At 48.2% G+C, this 17859-nt stretch carries 15 protein-coding genes and 1 pseudogene; 8 read left to right on the forward strand and 8 right to left on the reverse strand.

From position 1 onward, the window contains the following. Positions 1 to 201: 201 nt before the first annotated feature. Both serC and C7N83_RS00925 read left to right on the forward strand, forming a co-directional pair. Positions 202 to 1308, forward strand: a complete 1107-nt coding sequence (serC, locus tag C7N83_RS00920; RefSeq protein ID WP_106739969.1) for a phosphoserine transaminase — start codon at positions 202 to 204, stop codon at positions 1306 to 1308. A 132-nt stretch (positions 1309 to 1440) separates the two neighbouring features. Further along, positions 1441 to 1998: a nitroreductase family protein gene (locus tag C7N83_RS00925; protein WP_106739971.1), complete on the forward strand. Its 558-nt coding sequence runs from the start codon at positions 1441 to 1443 to the stop codon at positions 1996 to 1998. A 55-nt stretch (positions 1999 to 2053) separates the two neighbouring features. Here C7N83_RS00925 and C7N83_RS00930 read toward each other — a convergent pair whose 3' ends face one another. From C7N83_RS00930 to yajC, 5 genes are all read right to left on the reverse strand, one after another. Further along, positions 2054 to 2935 carry a carbohydrate kinase family protein gene (locus C7N83_RS00930; protein WP_106739943.1) on the reverse strand — a complete coding sequence of 294 codons (882 nt, stop codon included), beginning with the start codon at positions 2933 to 2935 and terminating at the stop codon, positions 2054 to 2056. A gap of 2 nt (positions 2936 to 2937) precedes the next feature. Continuing rightward, on the reverse strand, positions 2938 to 4260 hold the full coding sequence (locus tag C7N83_RS00935; RefSeq protein ID WP_106739945.1) for a sugar porter family MFS transporter: 1323 nt from the start codon (positions 4258 to 4260) through the stop codon (positions 2938 to 2940). Between the two features lie 674 nt (positions 4261 to 4934). After that, entirely contained in the window at positions 4935 to 5870 is a 936-nt protein-coding gene (secF, locus tag C7N83_RS00945; RefSeq protein WP_106739949.1) for a protein translocase subunit SecF, read from the reverse strand. Between the two features lie 3 nt (positions 5871 to 5873). Continuing rightward, entirely contained in the window at positions 5874 to 7736 is a 1863-nt protein-coding gene (gene secD / locus C7N83_RS00950; RefSeq protein ID WP_106739951.1) for a protein translocase subunit SecD, read from the reverse strand. Positions 7737 to 7821: 85 nt separating this feature from the next. After that, entirely contained in the window at positions 7822 to 8085 is a 264-nt protein-coding gene (yajC, locus tag C7N83_RS00955; protein ID WP_106739952.1) for a preprotein translocase subunit YajC, read from the reverse strand. 197 nt (positions 8086 to 8282) lie between these two features. Here yajC and C7N83_RS00960 point away from each other — a divergent pair, with 197 nt between their 5' ends. Continuing rightward, complete coding sequence (locus C7N83_RS00960; protein ID WP_106739954.1) at positions 8283 to 9335, forward strand: histone deacetylase family protein; 1053 nt, start codon at positions 8283 to 8285, stop codon at positions 9333 to 9335. A gap of 285 nt (positions 9336 to 9620) precedes the next feature. On the opposite strand, the gene C7N83_RS00970 is transcribed toward C7N83_RS00960, so the two are convergent. Continuing rightward, complete coding sequence (locus tag C7N83_RS00970; protein WP_106739957.1) at positions 9621 to 9929, reverse strand: hypothetical protein; 309 nt, start codon at positions 9927 to 9929, stop codon at positions 9621 to 9623. A gap of 92 nt (positions 9930 to 10021) precedes the next feature. Between C7N83_RS00970 and C7N83_RS00975 the strand changes: the two genes are divergently transcribed. The 3 genes from C7N83_RS00975 (at position 10022) to C7N83_RS00985 (ending at position 13428) form a co-directional block, all read left to right on the forward strand. Continuing rightward, on the forward strand, positions 10022 to 10408 hold the full coding sequence (locus C7N83_RS00975) for a hypothetical protein (protein ID WP_245911078.1): 387 nt from the start codon (positions 10022 to 10024) through the stop codon (positions 10406 to 10408). Positions 10409 to 10672: 264 nt separating this feature from the next. Further along, positions 10673 to 12778, forward strand: a complete 2106-nt coding sequence (locus C7N83_RS00980; RefSeq protein WP_245911079.1) for an AsmA family protein — start codon at positions 10673 to 10675, stop codon at positions 12776 to 12778. Between the two features lie 152 nt (positions 12779 to 12930). Next, on the forward strand, positions 12931 to 13428 hold the full coding sequence (locus tag C7N83_RS00985; protein ID WP_106739959.1) for a disulfide bond formation protein B: 498 nt from the start codon (positions 12931 to 12933) through the stop codon (positions 13426 to 13428). Between the two features lie 109 nt (positions 13429 to 13537). On the opposite strand, the gene C7N83_RS00990 is transcribed toward C7N83_RS00985, so the two are convergent. Continuing rightward, a complete protein-coding gene (locus C7N83_RS00990) occupies positions 13538 to 14263 on the reverse strand; it encodes a YebC/PmpR family DNA-binding transcriptional regulator (RefSeq protein ID WP_106739961.1) in 726 nt (241 codons plus the stop codon). A gap of 526 nt (positions 14264 to 14789) precedes the next feature. Between C7N83_RS00990 and C7N83_RS00995 the strand changes: the two genes are divergently transcribed. Next, the gene (locus tag C7N83_RS00995) at positions 14790 to 16208 is read left to right on the forward strand and encodes an alanine/glycine:cation symporter family protein (RefSeq protein ID WP_106739962.1); all 1419 of its coding nucleotides are present in this window, start codon (positions 14790 to 14792) and stop codon (positions 16206 to 16208) included. A 59-nt stretch (positions 16209 to 16267) separates the two neighbouring features. On the opposite strand, the gene trhA is transcribed toward C7N83_RS00995, so the two are convergent. Beyond that, a complete protein-coding gene (trhA, locus tag C7N83_RS01000; protein ID WP_106739964.1) occupies positions 16268 to 16894 on the reverse strand; it encodes a PAQR family membrane homeostasis protein TrhA in 627 nt (208 codons plus the stop codon). Positions 16895 to 17197: 303 nt separating this feature from the next. On the opposite strand from trhA, the pseudogene C7N83_RS16870 reads away from it, so the two are divergent. Further along, positions 17198 to 17734, forward strand: a pseudogene (locus C7N83_RS16870) (transposase); the annotation flags it as partial. Positions 17735 to 17859 lie beyond the last annotated feature (125 nt).

A 17859-nucleotide genomic window follows, 5' to 3' on the forward strand; every position in this document is an offset into this window, starting at 1 on the left:
CCATCAACACCCCACAAATTATTTTTCAGACGGCCTAATAAAATTTTTCAAAAATATTATCATAAACAATCATTTAAAATAAAGATTATTTTTCAGACGGCCTCAGCATGCGTTTATCTGCTACCGAAATGCTTGCTAACCCTGATGGCAAACTCTAAAATCAAATGCCTTATCATTCCTTATTCTTACGAAGAACACGCCATGTCTGCCCAGCCAATTTATAATTTCTCCGCCGGCCCTGCTGTTTTGCCTGAAGCCGTTTTGCGTACCGCCCAGCAGGAAATGCTGGATTATTGCGGTACCGGTTTTCCCGTGATGGCAATGAGCCACCGCTCCGATATGTTCATGTCGATTTTGCATCATGCCGAACAAGATTTGCGCCGGCTTTTAAACATTCCTAATAATTATAAAGTGCTATTTTTACAAGGCGGCGCAACCACACAGTTTAATATGACGGCAATGAATCTGGCACACGGTTTCGAACGCATCGATGCCGTGGTAACGGGCAATTGGAGCCGTTTGGCTGCAGAGCAAATGCCGCTTTTAACCGATGTCAAGGTACATATTGCGGCACACGGCGGCGAGTTATTTGACTACAAAGATTTGCCGGATGCCGATAATTGGGAAATTTCTAACCACTCGGCTTTCGTTCACTTTGCCATTAACGAAACCGTCAACGGCTTGCAGTATCAAAACGTGCCTAAGCTTTCAGACGGCATGCCGCCTTTGGTGTGCGATATGTCAAGCGAGCTTTTGTCGCGTGAATTCAATGTGGCCGATTACGGCCTGATTTATGCAGGTGCGCAGAAAAATATCGGCCCGGCGGGCGTAACCGTGGTAATTATCCGCGAAGACTTACTCGACCGTTGCCCGAAAAACATCCCGAGCGTGTTCAACTACCGTACCCACATCGAAAAGGACGGCATGTATAACACGCCGCCAACCTACCCGATTTACATTTCCGGCCTGGTGTTCCGCTGGCTGCAAACGCAGGGCGGCGTGAAAGCTATCGAAGCAGTCAACAACATCAAGGCGGAAACGCTTTACGATGCCATCGACGGAAGCGGCGGTTTCTATATCAATCCAATTACCGCCAACGCCCGCTCCAAAATGAACGTGGTGTTTAAAACAGACAGCGGCAAACTGGATAAATTGTTTGTACAAGAAGCTGATTTGCGCGGCCTACGCTTGCTCAAAGGTTACAAAACCGTCGGCGGTATGCGCGCCAGCCTTTATAACGCCATGCCGTTGGCCGGTGTCGAAGCCTTGGTAGAATTCATGCAGGATTTCCAACGCCGCTACGGTTGATTTCATCATAAAGAAAGCCGTCTGAAATATTCAGACGGCTTTCTTTATGTTTTCATGTCAAACCACGTATTCGCTTCGGAAAATATTTTGTGCTATAAAGAACCATTTACCGTCAAAATACAGGAACCCTTCATGAATGCCCTAGAATTATTGACCACCCGACGCTCATCTAAAAAATTGGCCGCCCCCGCCCCTAATGCCGGACAATTGAAAATCATGCTGCAGGCCGCAACCCAAGTGCCGGATCATGGCAATATGCGTCCGTTTAAATTTACCGTAATTCAAAGCGAAACCGGACTAACCCGATTCCGAGGACTCTTACGCCAAACCGTGACCGAATTGAATTTTTCTGAAGAATCCATGCAAAAAGCAGAAAAAGTCGGCCATATGGCGCCGATGGTGATTGGCGTCACTTTTGCACCGAATCAAAATGTGCCGAAACCCAAACCGGAATGGGAACAAATGCTCAGCGCAGCATGTTCGGCCTATGCTTTGCAACTGGCCGCCACCGCTCAAGGCTTTGACAACGTTTGGATTACCGGCCTGTGGACCAACAGCCCGTTTTTGCGCGAAGCTTTCCATTGCGGCGAAAAAGACAAAATCGTCGGTCTGATTATGGTCGGCACGTCCGACGGAGAAACCGGTGGTCCGAAAAATACTGACTTGGATTCGTTTGTAACATATTGGTAAATCCATAATAAAAGGCCGTCTGAAATCAGACGGCCTTTTATTTGATACTGGAAAATCACGCCGGATTCATAAAGGTTTCGATTTCCTGCAAAGAAATTTCAGGTGTCGCACCATGGTGGGAAGCCACTAAGGCACCCAATGCACACGCAAAGGTGACGGCTTCCTGCGGATCGGCATTGTTCAAAAGTTTGTATGTCAATCCGGCCAGAAAGCTGTCGCCCGAGCCGACGGTATCAGCCACCTTGACACGAAAGCCACTGTGGCGGTAAAGCTGCCCGTCGCGATACAGTGCCGCACCATGGCTGCCCAGAGTAACCACCAAAATTTCCACACCAGTGAGTTTGGCGAGATAAACGATGTTCTGTTCGATAGAATGATAAGGCGAACCGTACACGCCGGCCAATTCATATAATTCGTCATCATTCAATTTTACCATGTCTACTTTCTTCATGGTCGCCAACAGACGGTCGGTATCGTAATGCGGTTTGCGCAAATTGACATCGAAAATCTTAAATTTTGCTTGTTCCAGCAACTGTTCCAGTGTTGTGCGGGAAACTTCGTCACGCGCGGCGAGACTGCCGAAAATAAAGGCATCGGATTCGGCCACACGCTGCAAAGCTTCGGGCTTCATTTGAATACGGTCCCAAGCACAAGGGTAAACAATTTCGTATGAAGCACTGCCGCTTTTGTCTAGCGATACCTTCACCAAACTGGTCGCCTGATCAGAACAAATCTGCACCAAGTCGGTATTGACGTGTTTACTCAGAATCTGATGTAGTAATTCTTCCCCAGCTTCATCGTCGCCTCGGCAGCTGATGATGCTGGCATCCACACCCAAGGCTTTCAGACGGACCACTACATTCAACGGCGCACCACCCAATACTTTTCCGCCAGGGAAATCGTCCCACAGTACTTCACCGAAACTGGTTACTTTCATTCTCAATCTTCCTTAATTAACGATTTAGCCAATTCTTCCAGCGGAACGCCTTTGCTTTCCGGCATCATAAACATCACAAACAGCAGTTGCAATACCATCATCAGCGTGAAGCATACGAACACCCATGCCGCACCGACGCTGCCGAATAAGAACGGAATGGCAGCCGGAATCGCAGCAGCCAATACCCAGTGGGTCGAACTGCCCAAAGATTGGCCTTGCGCACGCAGATGACCCGGGAAAATTTCAGAAATAAACACCCAAATCACGGTACCTTGGCCAATAGCATGTGCGGCGATAAACAGGAAGAAGAACAGTGGTACCGCCATACCTTTCCAACCCATAAAGAATGCCATCGATACCAAGCCCAACGATACAATATAGCCGAATGAACAGATATACATCAATTGACGGCGGCCAAATTTATCAATCAGTGACAAACCGATAAAGGTAAACAGCAGATTGATAATACCAATACCCACACTGCTCAACATGGCGGCATTTTGCTCCAAACCGGCGATTTCAAAAATACGCGGCGCGTAATACAGAAAGGCGTTAATGCCTGACATTTGATTAAAAAAGGCAATCAAAAAGGCCAAAATCACTGGATAACGGTATTTTTTCAGCCATATACTTTCGTGTTTGCGACCTTCCTCCTGATTGGCTTCCAATAAGGTTTTTACATCGGCATTCGGATTGATTTGCTCCAACACTGCTTCCGCTTCTTTCAAACGGCCTTGCATGGCCAACCAACGCGGTGACATCGGTACACCGAACACCATCAAAGTATAAATCAAGGCCGGAATCACTTCGATACCCAGCATCCAGCGCCAAGTCTGTTCACCAAAATCCATGTTGCTGATAATGAAGTTGGACAAATACGCCATCAAAATACCAAATACGATGTTGAACTGATACATCGCCACCAAACGGCCGCGTTTTTCAGCCGGTGCGATTTCGGTCACATAAGCCGGCGCTGCAATGGTCGAAGCACCCACGCCCAAACCACCGATAAAGCGGAAGAAGGCAAACAGATAAGGATCGGATACCAAGGCCGAACCCAAGGCGCTGGCCACATACAAAATACCGATAACAATCAGCGTTTTCTTACGGCCGAATTTATCGGTTGGAATGCCGCCGAAAAGCGCACCGATAACCGTACCCCACAAGGCAGACGACATCACCACCAGGCCGTGAAATAAAGGCGGGCTGCCCCACATACTCTGCAATGATTGGTCGGCACCGGAAATCACCACCGTGTCGAAACCAAACAGAAAACCTGCTAATGCGACAGTCACAGACCAATAAAGAAGCTTGGATTGATTCATAAAAAGTCCTCACTCTAAGTATAAGTATAAAAATTGAAAAAGTATGTTTGCTATTTTATTTACATTTACAGCCGATGCCACCTGTATTCAGACGGCCTGTCGGTTAAACTTTCGGGTTGAAATCTGTGTTAGAAATGGGAGTTTGGTTCGTTTAAAATCATGTTATCTTTCGTAACGCACAAACTGCAATAAGCTTGACATCCGAGGTATTATGTTTAAAAACCCTTACGCTGGCAAGCAATCCTTTATGAATCAGTAATATAAATTTGATACACCGCAAAATCCATGCAAATACACATTTTAATTGCACAGTTTTTTTATTTTTCTTTCACACTTTCCAAACCCGCATACCATATTCCCAACCTCAAAAATGAAATTCAAATATAGCTGATTAGCTTAAAGATGAACACTCGGGGTAAGTCGGATACCCTGTATCCGACATCTGCAAACTTTACCCTGAATTTAAACGATTTCCTTATTTTTTTAAGCAAATGCCGGATTCAAGAATCCGACCTACCCAATGTAGCCATTATTATAATCAGTTATAAAACCCGGTATAACCGTGTCCAAATAATCATGCAGACTGAACACACAAAAAAACACGCTGAAAATCAGCGCGTTTTCGTTCAGACGGCTTTATTATCAAACAAGGCCGTCTGAAAACATGACGGCGTTTACACCACCACTTCTTCTTTTTTCTTCGGTGTTTTCGAAATATTTTCGCGGTTGAGGCCGAACATCAGCAACAGTGGGCTGGCCACCAAAACCGACGAATAAATACCGAACACAATGCCGATGGTCAAAGCCAAGGCAAAACCGTACAACGCAGCACCGCCGAAAATCAGCATCGACAACACCATCGCTTCAGTCGAGCCGTGGGTAATGATGGTACGGCTCATAGTCGCGGTAATCGCGTTGTCAATCACCTGAGACACGGTATGGTTGCGCATAGCCGGTTTGCGGAAGTTTTCACGGATACGGTCAAACACCACCACCGATTCGTTCACCGAATAACCCAATACCGCCAAAATACCGGCCAATACGGTCAATGAAAATTCCCATTGAAACAGCGCAAAACAGCCGAGAATAATCACAATATCGTGCAGATTGGCGATAATCGCCGCCACGGCAAAACGCCATTCGAAGCGCATCGACAGATAAATAATGATACCGATCACCACCATACCCAAAGCCAGCAAACCGTTGGTCACCAACTCTTCACCGACTTGCGGACCGATAAACTCCACTTGGCGCAAAGTCACATCGGGACTACTTTGCTTCAACAAATCCATCACTTGATTCGATAACTGCGCCGAAGGCACGCCTTCTTTGTTCGGCAGGCGGATCATGATGTGTTTGGTGGTTCCCAAGGCTTGTACCTGCACCTCACCCAAATTCAGGGTATTGAGTTTTTCACGCGTCCGATTGACATCGGCGCCTTGCTGATACTGCACTTCCATCACGGTACCGCCGGTAAATTCCACCGAAAAATTCAAGCCTTTGGTGACCAAGAAAAATACTGCTGCAACAAACGTGACCAACGAAACAAACGTAGTCAGTTTACCGTAACTCATGAATGGAATATCGCGTTTGATTCTGAATAATTCCATGTTTTACTCCTTATCTGCCACGGTATTCGAGGCAACCGGCTCCGGTTTCCAAACCGAACCAATGGAAATGCTTTGCAGTTTCCGTTTTCGGCCATACCACAAATTCACCAGCGCACGCGATACCACCACAGACGAATACATCGAAGTCACAATACCCAAACAGTGCACCACTGCAAAACCGCGTACCGGACCTGAACCGAACACCAGCAAAGCAATACCGGCAATCAGCGAGGTCAGGTTGGAATCGACAATCGTTGACCAAGCGTGTTGGTAACCCAGATTAATCGCCTGCTGCGGCGGCACACCAGCGCGTAATTCTTCGCGGATACGTTCGTTAATCAATACGTTTGAGTCGATCGCCATACCCAAAGTCAAGGCCAAGGCAGCAATGCCCGGCAAAGTCAATGTTGCTTGCAAGGCAGACAGAATCGCAATCAAAAACAGAATATTGGCACTCAAAGCAATAGTAGAGAACACACCCATCAGGCGGTAATAAATCACCATAAATATGGCAACAGCGGCAAAGCCCCACAACGTCGAATTAAAGCCTTTTTCGATGTTTTCCTTACCCAAAGACGGGCCGATGGTGCGCTCTTCCACAATTTGCATAGGCGCCGCTAACGAACCGGCGCGCAGCAGCAATGAAGTATCGTTGGCTTCTGCGCTGCTCATGCTGCCTGAAATCTGCACGCGGCCGCCGGTAATGGCAGAGCGGATAACCGGCGCAGTCACCACTTCAGCCTTACCTTGGTCAATCAATACCATGGCCATGCGTTTGCCGACGTTTTGCGAAGTCAGTTCGGCAAAAATTGTGCCGCCTGTACCGTCTAAGTTAATGCTCACGGCCGGTGCGCCCATTTCGTCGAAGCTTGGTTGGGCGTCGTTAATATTATCGCCGGTCAGTTCAACCTGCTTGCTCACCAAAGTTGCCTGCGGATGCTCGCCTGCGCTATACAGTAATTCGTAGCCGCTCGGCACATTGCCGTTTAGAGCCGCATTGACCATCACCGGATCGTCCTCCACCATGCGTACCTCCAAAGTCGCAGTACGGCCGATAATGTCTTTTGCTTTCGCCGTATCCTGCACACCCGGCAACTGAACCACAATACGCTCGGCACCAGATTGCTGAATCACCGGCTCAGCCACGCCCAATTCGTTCACACGGTTGTGCAGTGTGGTGATGTTTTGCTTTACCGCATCGGTACGGATTTTGGTTACTGCCGCTTCAGACAGCGTCAACACCACATGATTGCCTTCAGGCGTGAGCGTGGTTTCAGGCAACAGGTTCTGTAATTGCGGCAAAGCTTTTTGCACATCCGCAGCATCTTGGAAAGGCACGGTCAGACTGCTGTCCGTGTGTCGGATGGTACCGATGCGGATTTTCTGACGGCGCAAATCACGGCGGATGTCGCCTGCGTAACGCTCAAATGTCTTCTGCAGCGCCGCCTGCATGTCCACCTGCATCGTAAAATGCACACCGCCGCGCAGGTCCAAACCTAAGAACATAGGATTGGCGTTCATTTTCGCCATCCACTCCGGGCTGTCAGCCAGCAGGTTGAGCGCAGTAATATAGCCCTCGCCCAAGGTATTTTCGATGACATCGCGTGCTTTCAGCTGCGTTTCGGCATCTTTAAAGCGCACTTTCAGCGAATTATCGGCAATGAACATGCCGTCTGTCGGAATATTGGCCGCCTTCAAAGCAGATTCGACCCTGTTTTGGGTTTGTTCGTTGATGACAATAGATTGTCGGTTGGTTGATACCTGCACCGCAGGCGTTTCGCCGAATAAATTGGGCAGTGCGTAAACCACCGCCAAGATAATCGTGAACGCAATCAGCAGGTATTTCCACAAAGGATAACGGTTCATGAGAAACCTTCAGTTTTTCTTAAAGACAAACAGCCGCGCTCACAATGAGGCGGCTTGTGCAGCAATCAATGTGCAGCAATCAATCTTATTCGGCTTTACTGGCAATGGCACTGCGGTCAACTTCCACGTCCACGCCACGACCGATTTCCACACTGTAAAACTGCTCGCCAACACGCGTCACGCGGCCTTTGAAACCGGCAGCCAATACCACTTTATCACCGACTTTCAATTCAGACAGCATTTGTTGATGGGCTTTGAATTTCTTTTGTTGCGGACGCATAATCAGGAAATAAAACACCACCATAATGAGGACGAGTGGTGCAAATTGAACCAACATACTTTGTTCCATAGTTTTTCCGTTCTATAATCGTTGTCAATTGAAAAGCAGGACTGAAATTTCAGTTGGGTCAGCCCCAAAATTGCTCTATTCTAAAGGCCGTCTGCAAATTTTCCAAGTATTTCCGTACTTATTAACCATATTTATCAGACAGGCCGTCTGAAATTTCAGACGGCCTGAAGCCCACTTTATTGCAAACCCGCCCGCATATGAAGAAACTCATCAGCCGCTTACGCACGTTTATCCGAAGACTCATGGGAAAAAACGCCCGCACCCTGTGGATATCGCATTCTATTTTTGCCAAACACGAGCCGGGCCTATACCATCCTGAATCCCCTGCACGCATCGTTGCCATCGAAGCCGAACTAAAAAACCAAAATATTTGGCCGAAGCTGCAAACCGCGCAAGCACAGGAAATCAGCGACAAACAGTTGGCCTTGGTACATCCGCGCAAATATCTGCGCTTTTTGGAAAACCATCAGCCGCAAAAGGGCAAAATCTACCGCATTGACGACGATACCATAATGAGCCACGGCTCCCTGCAGGCCATCCGTTTTGCGGCGGGCGCAGTAGTGCAGGCAGTCAATATGGTCATGAACAAAAAAGCCTGTCACGCTTTTTGTGCGGTGCGGCCGCCCGGCCATCACGCGCACTCCGACAAAGCCGGCGGGTTCTGCTTAATCAACAATGTCGCCGTAGGCGTAATGCACGCGATTGCCGAATACCGCCTGCAACGGGTAGCGGTGATTGATTTCGACATCCATTTCGGCGACGGCACGGCGGAAATTTTCAAAGACGATCCACGCGTCATGTTTCTCAACTTGTTTGGAAAAGATTTGTTCCCGTTTGTGCTTCCTGAAAGCCGGCAAGGGCGCAATCCGCATATGATTCATACACCTTTCCCCACAGGCACCTGCAGCCGCGCCTTCCGCTCTGTGATCAGAGAAGCATGGCTGCCCAAGCTGGCAGAATTTAAACCAGAATTAGTGTTGATTTCCGCCGGATTCGATGCGCACAAACGCGAGGAAACAAGCCGTCTGAATCTGCATGAGGCAGATTTTGCCTGGCTGACCGATAAAATCGTTCAGACGGCCTCAAGCTGCAACGGAAAAATTGTCTCAGTATTGGAAGGCGGCTACACACTCGAGCCGTTGGCCAAATCGGCAGCAGCACATATCCATGTGTTGGCCGGTTTGCCTAAAGCTGATTATGTCAGCCAATATGAACAGCAGCTAAAGGGTGGCAAACGTTTTTCAAAATAATTCTGTTGAAGCTTAAAATCATAGGGGCTCAGGAAGAAAATCTAATCCAAAGGCATATTCCGTGACATTTCCAACAAAATTGCATACAGGTTATCATGTCTGTGATTAAAGCGGAATTCCGTTTCTTTCAGGTGCCAATAAAACGTCCGTCCGGATACGCCGTTAAATTCAACCATCCTGTTTTTTGCATAAGCCCAAAATGACCCCATTCCGCTGATATGCCGAACCCCTCCGGCAAGCCCGTTACCTGCGTGACGGACACGGAAGTGTTTTTCACAGCCCATATCAACCAGAACCACGCCGGCCACCGGTATTGGTAACGCCTTTGATAGGGAGATGGCCCCGGATAACCTTTTGCAGCATGACTTTTGAAGCACCGGGTACGGTTCCGGTACGGACCTTGTCATCACGCTCCAATATGCCCAATACGGTGGTTTTTCCACCGGCTCCCCGAGCCCGTTTGCCACGGATGCGTCTGGCACCGGAATAAGGCCCATCCGGTTCGGTGATATCTGAAAACGGGGTTTGCTTCCCACATTCGTCAGCAAATACGGTGCCGCAGTTTGGGGAACGGGTTGTTGGCACTTCGGACACTGGCTGCCGTTAATCCGGCTGTGCCAGAAGCAGTTAAATCTATTTCTTAAATTACATTGTCGTAAGCAAAGCTGGCGTTATTTTAAGTATTTATGAAGACAATACTGATATGGGCATCCATAAAAACACCCGTCCTACCCCGCATAGCCGTCAAGTCATCCGGAGGGCGTATACCCGTTACCTCCCTTGCCGGACAATACAACGTCAGTAGGTACCCATCTACCGTATGCTTAAAGCCGCCTACCTGCCGCTGCTTACGCTTCAAAAAAGTACCACGTTTCAAACCAGCCAAACGCCACAATAAATCTTATCTCGGCAAAATGGTTCATTTCGATACCAAACGGCTGCCTTTGCGGCAAAACCAAAAAGCAACCGACCCGGAAGATTATCTGCTTGCCACCATTGATAATTGTTCCCGGGAACTTTATGCGGCTGTTTTACCCAACCGTACCGCTGCACAAATGTACGTTCCGGAATAAGGAGCACAGGAAGCGTTGTGCCGCTTTGTCAATCTTTATCATCTGGTTAAGCCGCATAAGCGCTTGAAAGGTAATACGCCGTTTGAAATCTGGCAGGCATCATTTCTCAAACGGTTGTAAACAACCCGGTTATTTCTTATACCTAGGTAAACAAAACATATATATTGTTAAAAACCGATAAATTATCTGTCTCTCATTATCCTGCATTCACCGTGTGTTATACTTTACGCTTGACTCTACGCTTTCATCATCATGATAAACCGCTTGCTGAATTCAGGAAAATTTTGGCTGAAAATCGCATTTTTCGGTCTGCTGGTATCGTTCTTGATGTTTGTCAGCCTGTATGCATCAGTTTACCATTTTCTCAGCGCCGAACGCATTCACCAATTCACCCAAGAAAATTTGGGGCAAACCGAACGCACTATCCGTTTCGACGAAAGCATCAAGCGCAATCTGTTTCCCCGCCCGACCATCACCTTAAAAAATCTCATCATCAGCCAACCGCACAGCACCGCCGCCGCCATCCATATCAAAGAAATGCGTATCGGACTGGGCTGGCAAAGCCTGTGGACCGATGACCCTGTGATTGAAAAATGGGTGGTTTCCGGGGCCAATGCCACTTTACAGCGCACAAGTGACGGCAAATGGAGCTTACAGGATATTTGGCAGCAAAGGCGCCATACCAACTTCAACCGCCTGATTATTGAAAACAGCACGCTGCGTTTGCGCCTGATTAGCGGCGAATACCTGATTGAGCAACTCGGCCTCAATACCAAAGAGTCTGACTCGGGAAAGCGCGAATTCAGCGTGACCGGTAATTTCAACTCCGGCAGAATGCCTATTTCTTGGAAAGGCACGGGCTTATTGGAAGCGGCGGCCAACGACTGGAAAATTCCGGCATTCCGCCTAACCGCAGAAAGCCGTCTGAACGATGAAACCATCAAAGTCGTGGCCGACAGCGCACTGGCTTGGCAAACAAAACAAGGCCTGCTGCAAGCAAGCAAGTTCACTTTGCGTGCCGACAGTTCCTACCGCAGTTTCCACCTCACCGCACAAGTGCCCCAGCTCACGTTCAACACCGATCACGTGTACGTCGATACTTTCCACAGCGCATTTACTGCAGGCAATGAAGCCGACCAATGGAGTGGCTCGTTGAAGCTGGATAAAGCCAAACTACTTAACGGCAAAGCTTCTTTGGCAGGTTTCAAACTCAATGCCAATCATAGGATTGGACGGTTGCAGACGAATATTTCGGTTTCCGGTCCCTTGGTTTGGCAAAAAGCCGATGGGTTGAAATCCGATGCCATCCACATCGCCAGCATGCAGGATATGGTCAACCATGCACTACGTCCGCGCTACATCAGCTTGTTGGACGGCAGCTTCAGCATGACCGATTGGAGGCATTGGCAAGGAAAATTCAACGGCTATTTAGACCGCCAGCCGGCCGCACTCACCATTAAATACAGCAATGAAGCCGGACAAGTGCCGCTGCTTGAAGCCGGTCTCGCCTTACAGAAACTCTCCCTCTCGCCCTACTGGGAAGATTTGGAAGCGCAATCGGGCAATATTTACCCCGAATTTCTCAATGACGACAATCTGCCCAACATCGAAGCGCAGGTCAGAATCGGTAACATGAGCTTTCCCGGTTTGCAGTTGGATAATGTCGAAACGCTGATTTCGGCCAACCGCCAACACATCGTCTTCACCAATTTCAAGGCCGGATTGTATGGCGGCCACACTGAAGGCAGCATCAGCATGGCCAACACTACGCCGATTTCCTATCATTTTCAGCAAAACGTACAAAGCGTGCAAATCCGCCCTTTGCTGCAGGATTTGTTCGGCTTTCACAGTTTCAGCGGCACAGGCGATACGGTGATTAACCTGACTTTCAAAGGCCAAGACCGCCGCCGCATATTGCAGTCTTTAGACGGCACGCTCAGCCTGAATGTTTCAGACGGCGCATGGCATGGCATCGACATAAACAATATCCTGCAAAACGGTAACATTAAAAAAGACATGGAAAACAAGCTGCAAACGCCGTTTCACCGCTTTTCGCTGAACAGCGTGATTGAAAAAGGCGTAAGCCACCACATCAACACCGAATTACTGTCCGACAGCGTACGCGTCATCAGCAGCGGTTTCACCAATTTGGAAAAACAGGAATTGTCAGAAGAACTCTTAATCTACAATGCCCGCAATCCCGACTCACGCCCTGTTCCGCTGAAAATCAAAGGCCCGGTACACAACCCTTCGATTACCTTGGATTACACCCAATTAACCGACGGCTTGGAAACACCGCAAGAAAAACAGCAAGCCTTGGAAAACACCTTGCGCGAGCAATGGAACTGGTTGATGCCTAAACGAAAATAATAAAGACTGTCTGGAAAGCTGTATTTCAAACCCACCGCTTTACTTTCAGACGGCTTGATGATTGGATATTCGATTTCATTATCACACACGAAGCATTATAATAAAAACACGGTTAACTATTTAAACAGGCCGTCTGAAACGGCTTTAAGATTATGAACTTATTCCGCTCAACTTTATGGGGCATCGTTGCGATGTCCGCCGCCTCTGCCTGTGGCTCGTTTATTTTGCAATACATGGTTGGCATGAACCCCTGCGTGTTGTGTATCGTACAGCGTTTGATGGTTTTGGCCGTCGGCATCGTTGCTTTGCTGACTGCATTCAACCGCCAGCTTTCTGTAACCACCCGTACCATCAGCGCATTATTGGTCAGCATTCCGGCGCTTTACGGCATGGGCGTGGCCATCTATCAAATCTGGATTCAAAGCCTGCCCGCAGGCACCGCACCTGCCTGTGGCGCACCGTGGACATTCCGCTTACGCGACTGGCCGCTGTTTGAATGGTATGAACCTATTGTGCGCGGCTTCGGCAATTGCGCCGAACCGGATTACGTATTCGGCGTTACCCTGCCGGTGTGGAGTGTTTTGTATTTTGGGTTTGTCATATTATTGGTGTGGTTCATGTGGTTTAAAAGCCGCCATGACCGCGATTAAATAATTATACGAGGCTGTCTGAATATTTTCAGACAGCCTTCTCATGGCCAACCAAAAAAGCAGACTGAAATCAGTCTGCTTTTATCATTTTTATCATTGGAGAATGGGGTTATTCCAAATCCAACACGGCCGAAGTATAAACGTTTTGCACATCGTCCAGGCTTTCCAGCGCGTCAAGCAGCTTTTGCATTTTGACCGCATCTTCACCGGTTAGCACGGTTTCGTTTTGCGCGCGCATGGTCACGTCGCCGTCAACCGATTTGAAACCGGCTTCTTCCAATGCGGCTTTCACGCCCGCCCAGTCGTTTGGTGCAGTAATCACTTCAATCATGCCTTCTTCATCGACAACCACGTCTTCCGCGCCTGCTTCCAAAGCCGCCTCCATCAAAGCATCTTCGTCGGTATCGGAAAATACCAAATAACCTTGGTGCTCAAAGTTAAATGCCACGCAGCCGTCGGTGCCGAGGTTGCCGCCGTTTTTGGTGAATGCATGGCGCACATCAGCCACCGTGCGGGTTTTATTGTCAGTCATGCAGTCAACCATCAAGGCCGCGCCGCCGATGCCGTAGCCTTCGTAGCGCAATTCGATGTATTCCACGCCTTCCAAATTGCCTGTGCCTTTGTCAACCGCCCGTTGCACGTTGTCTTTCGGCATGTTGGCATCCCATGCTTTGTCCATCGCCAAACGCAAACGCGGATTGGCTGCCGGATCGCCGCCACCTAATTTGGCCGCAACGGTGATTTCTTTAATCAGTTTGGTAAAAATTTTTCCGCGCTGCGCATCAACACGCGCTTTTTTGTGCTGGATATTCGCCCACTTACTATGGCCTGCCATGTGGAATTCCTTTCGATTTTTTGCGTTTATCGTGAAATCACTATAAAAATAAAACCGGTACGGTCAGCAGCCTACCTTGCCGTTCTTATCTTCTGTACCGCCTGCAGCAGGCCGCCCTGTACCAATTCTTTATTTGATTCCACATACTAGCCGGTTAAAATAAGGGTGGCCCAACTCATTCTTATTTTAATCAACCACGGAAACACAAGATTCATTTTATTCTGCAAACGTACATTTTATCATAAGTTTTTTACTGCCAAAAACTTTCAGACGGCCTATCCCCATGCTTGGCATATATCAATTTAATGTTAAATTTAGTTATATCCATTCAGGATGTGTATTTTCTGACATCCGAACTTGGCGTATGATGCCGAAAATGTTTCTTTATTAAAAAATTGTATAAAGAGCATTCGGCTCCCTGTCCTGCCAACGGCCTGCTCGCCTGCGGTAATACACAGGGATTGAAGCGGAGTAGTTGCCGCTGTGTGCCGCACGTTGATTAACTTTTTATTTTTCGAGGTTTATTATGGAAGCAGCATTGTCTGCGTTGGTGGGCGCGGTCAATAAGGTGCTGTGGGATTACCTGCTGATGTACGCTTTAATCGGCATCGGCTTGTTTTTCACGGTTTATTTAGGTGTGCCACAGATTACCAAACTCGGCGCGGGATTTAAATCGGTTTTCGGCGGTTTGTTCAGCAAAAAGAATAGTGCCGGCAAAGACCAAAAATCCCTTTCTCAATTTCAGGCTTTGGCCGTGGCGATTTCCGCCCAAATCGGTACCGGTAACGTCGCCGGAGTCGCTACTGCGATTACAGCCGGCGGGCCGGGCGCAATTTTCTGGATGTGGCTCTCGGCCTTGTTCGGCATGTCGACGGTTTTCTCTGAAGCAGTGTTGGCTCAAAAATACCGTGTTATCAACCACGGCAAATACATAGGCGGCCCGGCGTTTTACATCACCCACGGCTTAACGCCGAAAATCGGCCGTCCTGCCGCGCACTTTTTGTCGGGCTTTTTCTCCATCGCCATCATCATTGCCTTAGGCTTTATCGGCAATGCCACACAGGCCAATTCGATTGCTTCGGCAGTAACCGTGGCGTTTGACATTCCGGCTTTGGCCGTCGGTATTGCATTGGCGGTATTGGCCGGTTTGATTGTCATTGGCGGGGTGAACCGTATTGCCAATGTCGCGCAGTTTGTCGTACCTTTTATGGCGGTGATCTACATTATGTGTGCGGTGGTGATTCTGTTTCAATTCTCGGCACACATCAGCCCGATGATTCAGCATATTTTTGTCGCGGCTTTCGACCCCGGTGCCGTTTTGGGTGGTGCTGCCGGGATCGGTATGCGCGAAGCCATCCGCTACGGGGTGGCCCGTGGCCTGTTTTCCAATGAAGCCGGTATGGGTTCGACTCCGCATGCCCATGCCACAGCCAACGTAAAACATCCTGTTCAGCAAGGCATGGCGGCTTTTGTCGGCGTGTTTATCGATACTTTATTGGTCTGCACCGCCACTGCGCTGATTATCCTGCTCACCGATGCCAATACCTTAGGCTTAAAAGGCGCAGCCGTGACACAGCAGGCATTTATTATCGCCTTCGGCGATTTCGGCGGCCAACTGCTGGCCGTGTGTCTAACTTTCTTCGCGTTTACCACCATCATCGGCTGGTATTATTTTGGTGAGTCCAACATCCGCTTTTTGTTCCGCGGCAAACATCTGGGCTTCTACCGCACACTCGTATTGATTGCGATTGTGTTGGGTACTTTGGGCAAAGTCGATTTAGTGTGGGATTTGTCGGATATGTTCAACGGCTTTATGGTTATTCCCAACTTAATCGCCTTGTTCCTGCTGCGTAAAGAAATCCGCGCGGTGTACGATGATTATTTGGCACAAACAAAATCCGGCCAAGCGCTGTCTTATCAATACGAATTCCACGATCAGCAATAGCCGCCAAACAAAAACCTCTCCGATAAGCGGAGAGGTTTTTCATACAGGCCGTCTGAAAACTATAACACATAAAAATAAATACAGATAAACTGCGCCAAACTGCCGGCCATCACAAACAAATGCCAAATGCCGTGGCCGTATTTGATTTTAGTGTCGTTGACAAACCAGTAAATCCCGACGCTGTACAACACGCCGCCCAAAGCCAGCCAAAACAGTCCGGCCGCAGACAGACTCATTGCCAGCGGATACATTGCCACCAAAATCAACCAGCCCATCACCACATAAATCACTAGCGACAACAACCGTTTCTCACTCTTACGCCCAATCGTCAGTTCCTGAGTAATCCCGAATAAAGCCAACCCCCATGACACAGCGAACAGCGACCAACCCCAGCCGCCCTTAAGCGTCACCAGCGTAAACGGTGTATAGCTGCCCGCAATCAACAGGTAAATCATACAATGATCCACCTTCTGCAATACTGCCTTCGCTTTCGGCTGCGGAATACTGTGGTACAGCGTCGAACCCAAATATAAGAGCAGCAAACATACACCGTAAGTAATCGCGCTGGCAAGTTTATAAGGATCAAAATTCCCAACCGCCTTCACAATCAATAATACCATTCCGGTCAACGCCAGCAACGCGCCCACTAAATGGCTATAAGCATTAAAACGTTCACCTTGATACATAAGATTTATTCTCACTATTGAGACACAACAGTTTACGCCAAACCAATTACAAAAAGGTCTTCTGAAAGATAAAAATAAGTTAAACGTCTTCCTCATCCCGCAAACGAAGCTTTTAAACATCTGGCCACTATATTATGAGCCGTTTCATGGGTAGTTTTTGAGCATTCTTCTATTGATGCATAATGAGGTTTAGGTGGTTTATAGCGGATGTAGTAAGCTTTATTACCCGCGCTGTTTTATCTGCCTGTTGTCTACGATAAAACTAGGGCTGACGTAGATTATCAGTCATGATGGGCTGCAAAAATGAAGATAAGCCGTTGCAAATTAAAAAAGCGTATCCCAAAGAAACGGCTTCAGTTCCTGTATTGGAACGAACTGCCCGTTCCGCCGCCGGTATTTCGGGCATCCAAGCCAATCCGACTATGCCGCAAAATCCGCCAAGTCACAGCCTGCCATTTAGAACTTCAAGCCGATGGGGTTTTCAGCGGTTCTGCCGGGTTGGATGAGCGTTATTCCGGCCATCAGTATAAAGGCAAATGCGGTCTCAGAGCCGCAGGAAAAGTGACTGTGTTTGGTATCTTAAAACGACAAAGAAGGGGTTATACTGTTGTGGTAGAAAACACCAAATAAAAACTTTGTTACCTGCCATTAAAAGGAAAATAATGTCTGATTGTTTATAAGGACGGCCAAAAGTGCTGTGATGTGTTTTATGTGCGTGAACTTATCCACGACCGCATCAATCATCCGCAATTTTTTACAGACAGAAAAAATCATACCAACGGTATTGAAAACTTTTGGAATCAGGCAAAGTGCGTTCTGCGAAAATATCACGGGATCGACAGCCAACGGAACATACTGCTGCCGGCAGGTGCAGAAACATAGCGAAGCAGAGAAGGCAAAAGCAACCGCCCGAAAAATAACCGATACCGCCAAACAGGCCGCAGCAGCGTTGGTTGCCCAAAAAT

This window comes from Neisseria iguanae (genome assembly GCF_003013245.1).
Classification (GTDB): domain Bacteria; phylum Pseudomonadota; class Gammaproteobacteria; order Burkholderiales; family Neisseriaceae; genus Neisseria; species Neisseria iguanae.

Excerpts from the sequence above, each read along its gene's own strand:
- serC (WP_106739969.1), top strand. The coding sequence starts at position 202 with ATGTCTGCCCAGCCAATTTATAATTTCTCCGCCGGCCCTGCTGTTTTG.
- C7N83_RS00925 (WP_106739971.1), top strand. The coding sequence starts at position 1,441 with ATGAATGCCCTAGAATTATTGACCACCCGACGCTCATCTAAAAAATTG.
- C7N83_RS00930 (WP_106739943.1), bottom strand. The coding sequence starts at position 2,935 with ATGAAAGTAACCAGTTTCGGTGAAGTACTGTGGGACGATTTCCCTGGC.
- C7N83_RS00935 (WP_106739945.1), bottom strand. The coding sequence starts at position 4,260 with ATGAATCAATCCAAGCTTCTTTATTGGTCTGTGACTGTCGCATTAGCA.
- secF (WP_106739949.1), bottom strand. The coding sequence starts at position 5,870 with ATGGAATTATTCAGAATCAAACGCGATATTCCATTCATGAGTTACGGT.
- secD (WP_106739951.1), bottom strand. The coding sequence starts at position 7,736 with ATGAACCGTTATCCTTTGTGGAAATACCTGCTGATTGCGTTCACGATT.
- yajC (WP_106739952.1), bottom strand. The coding sequence starts at position 8,085 with ATGGAACAAAGTATGTTGGTTCAATTTGCACCACTCGTCCTCATTATG.
- C7N83_RS00960 (WP_106739954.1), top strand. The coding sequence starts at position 8,283 with ATGAAGAAACTCATCAGCCGCTTACGCACGTTTATCCGAAGACTCATG.
- C7N83_RS00975 (WP_245911078.1), top strand. The coding sequence starts at position 10,022 with ATGAAGACAATACTGATATGGGCATCCATAAAAACACCCGTCCTACCC.
- C7N83_RS00985 (WP_106739959.1), top strand. The coding sequence starts at position 12,931 with ATGAACTTATTCCGCTCAACTTTATGGGGCATCGTTGCGATGTCCGCC.
- C7N83_RS00990 (WP_106739961.1), bottom strand. The coding sequence starts at position 14,263 with ATGGCAGGCCATAGTAAGTGGGCGAATATCCAGCACAAAAAAGCGCGT.
- C7N83_RS00995 (WP_106739962.1), top strand. The coding sequence starts at position 14,790 with ATGGAAGCAGCATTGTCTGCGTTGGTGGGCGCGGTCAATAAGGTGCTG.
- trhA (WP_106739964.1), bottom strand. The coding sequence starts at position 16,894 with ATGTATCAAGGTGAACGTTTTAATGCTTATAGCCATTTAGTGGGCGCG.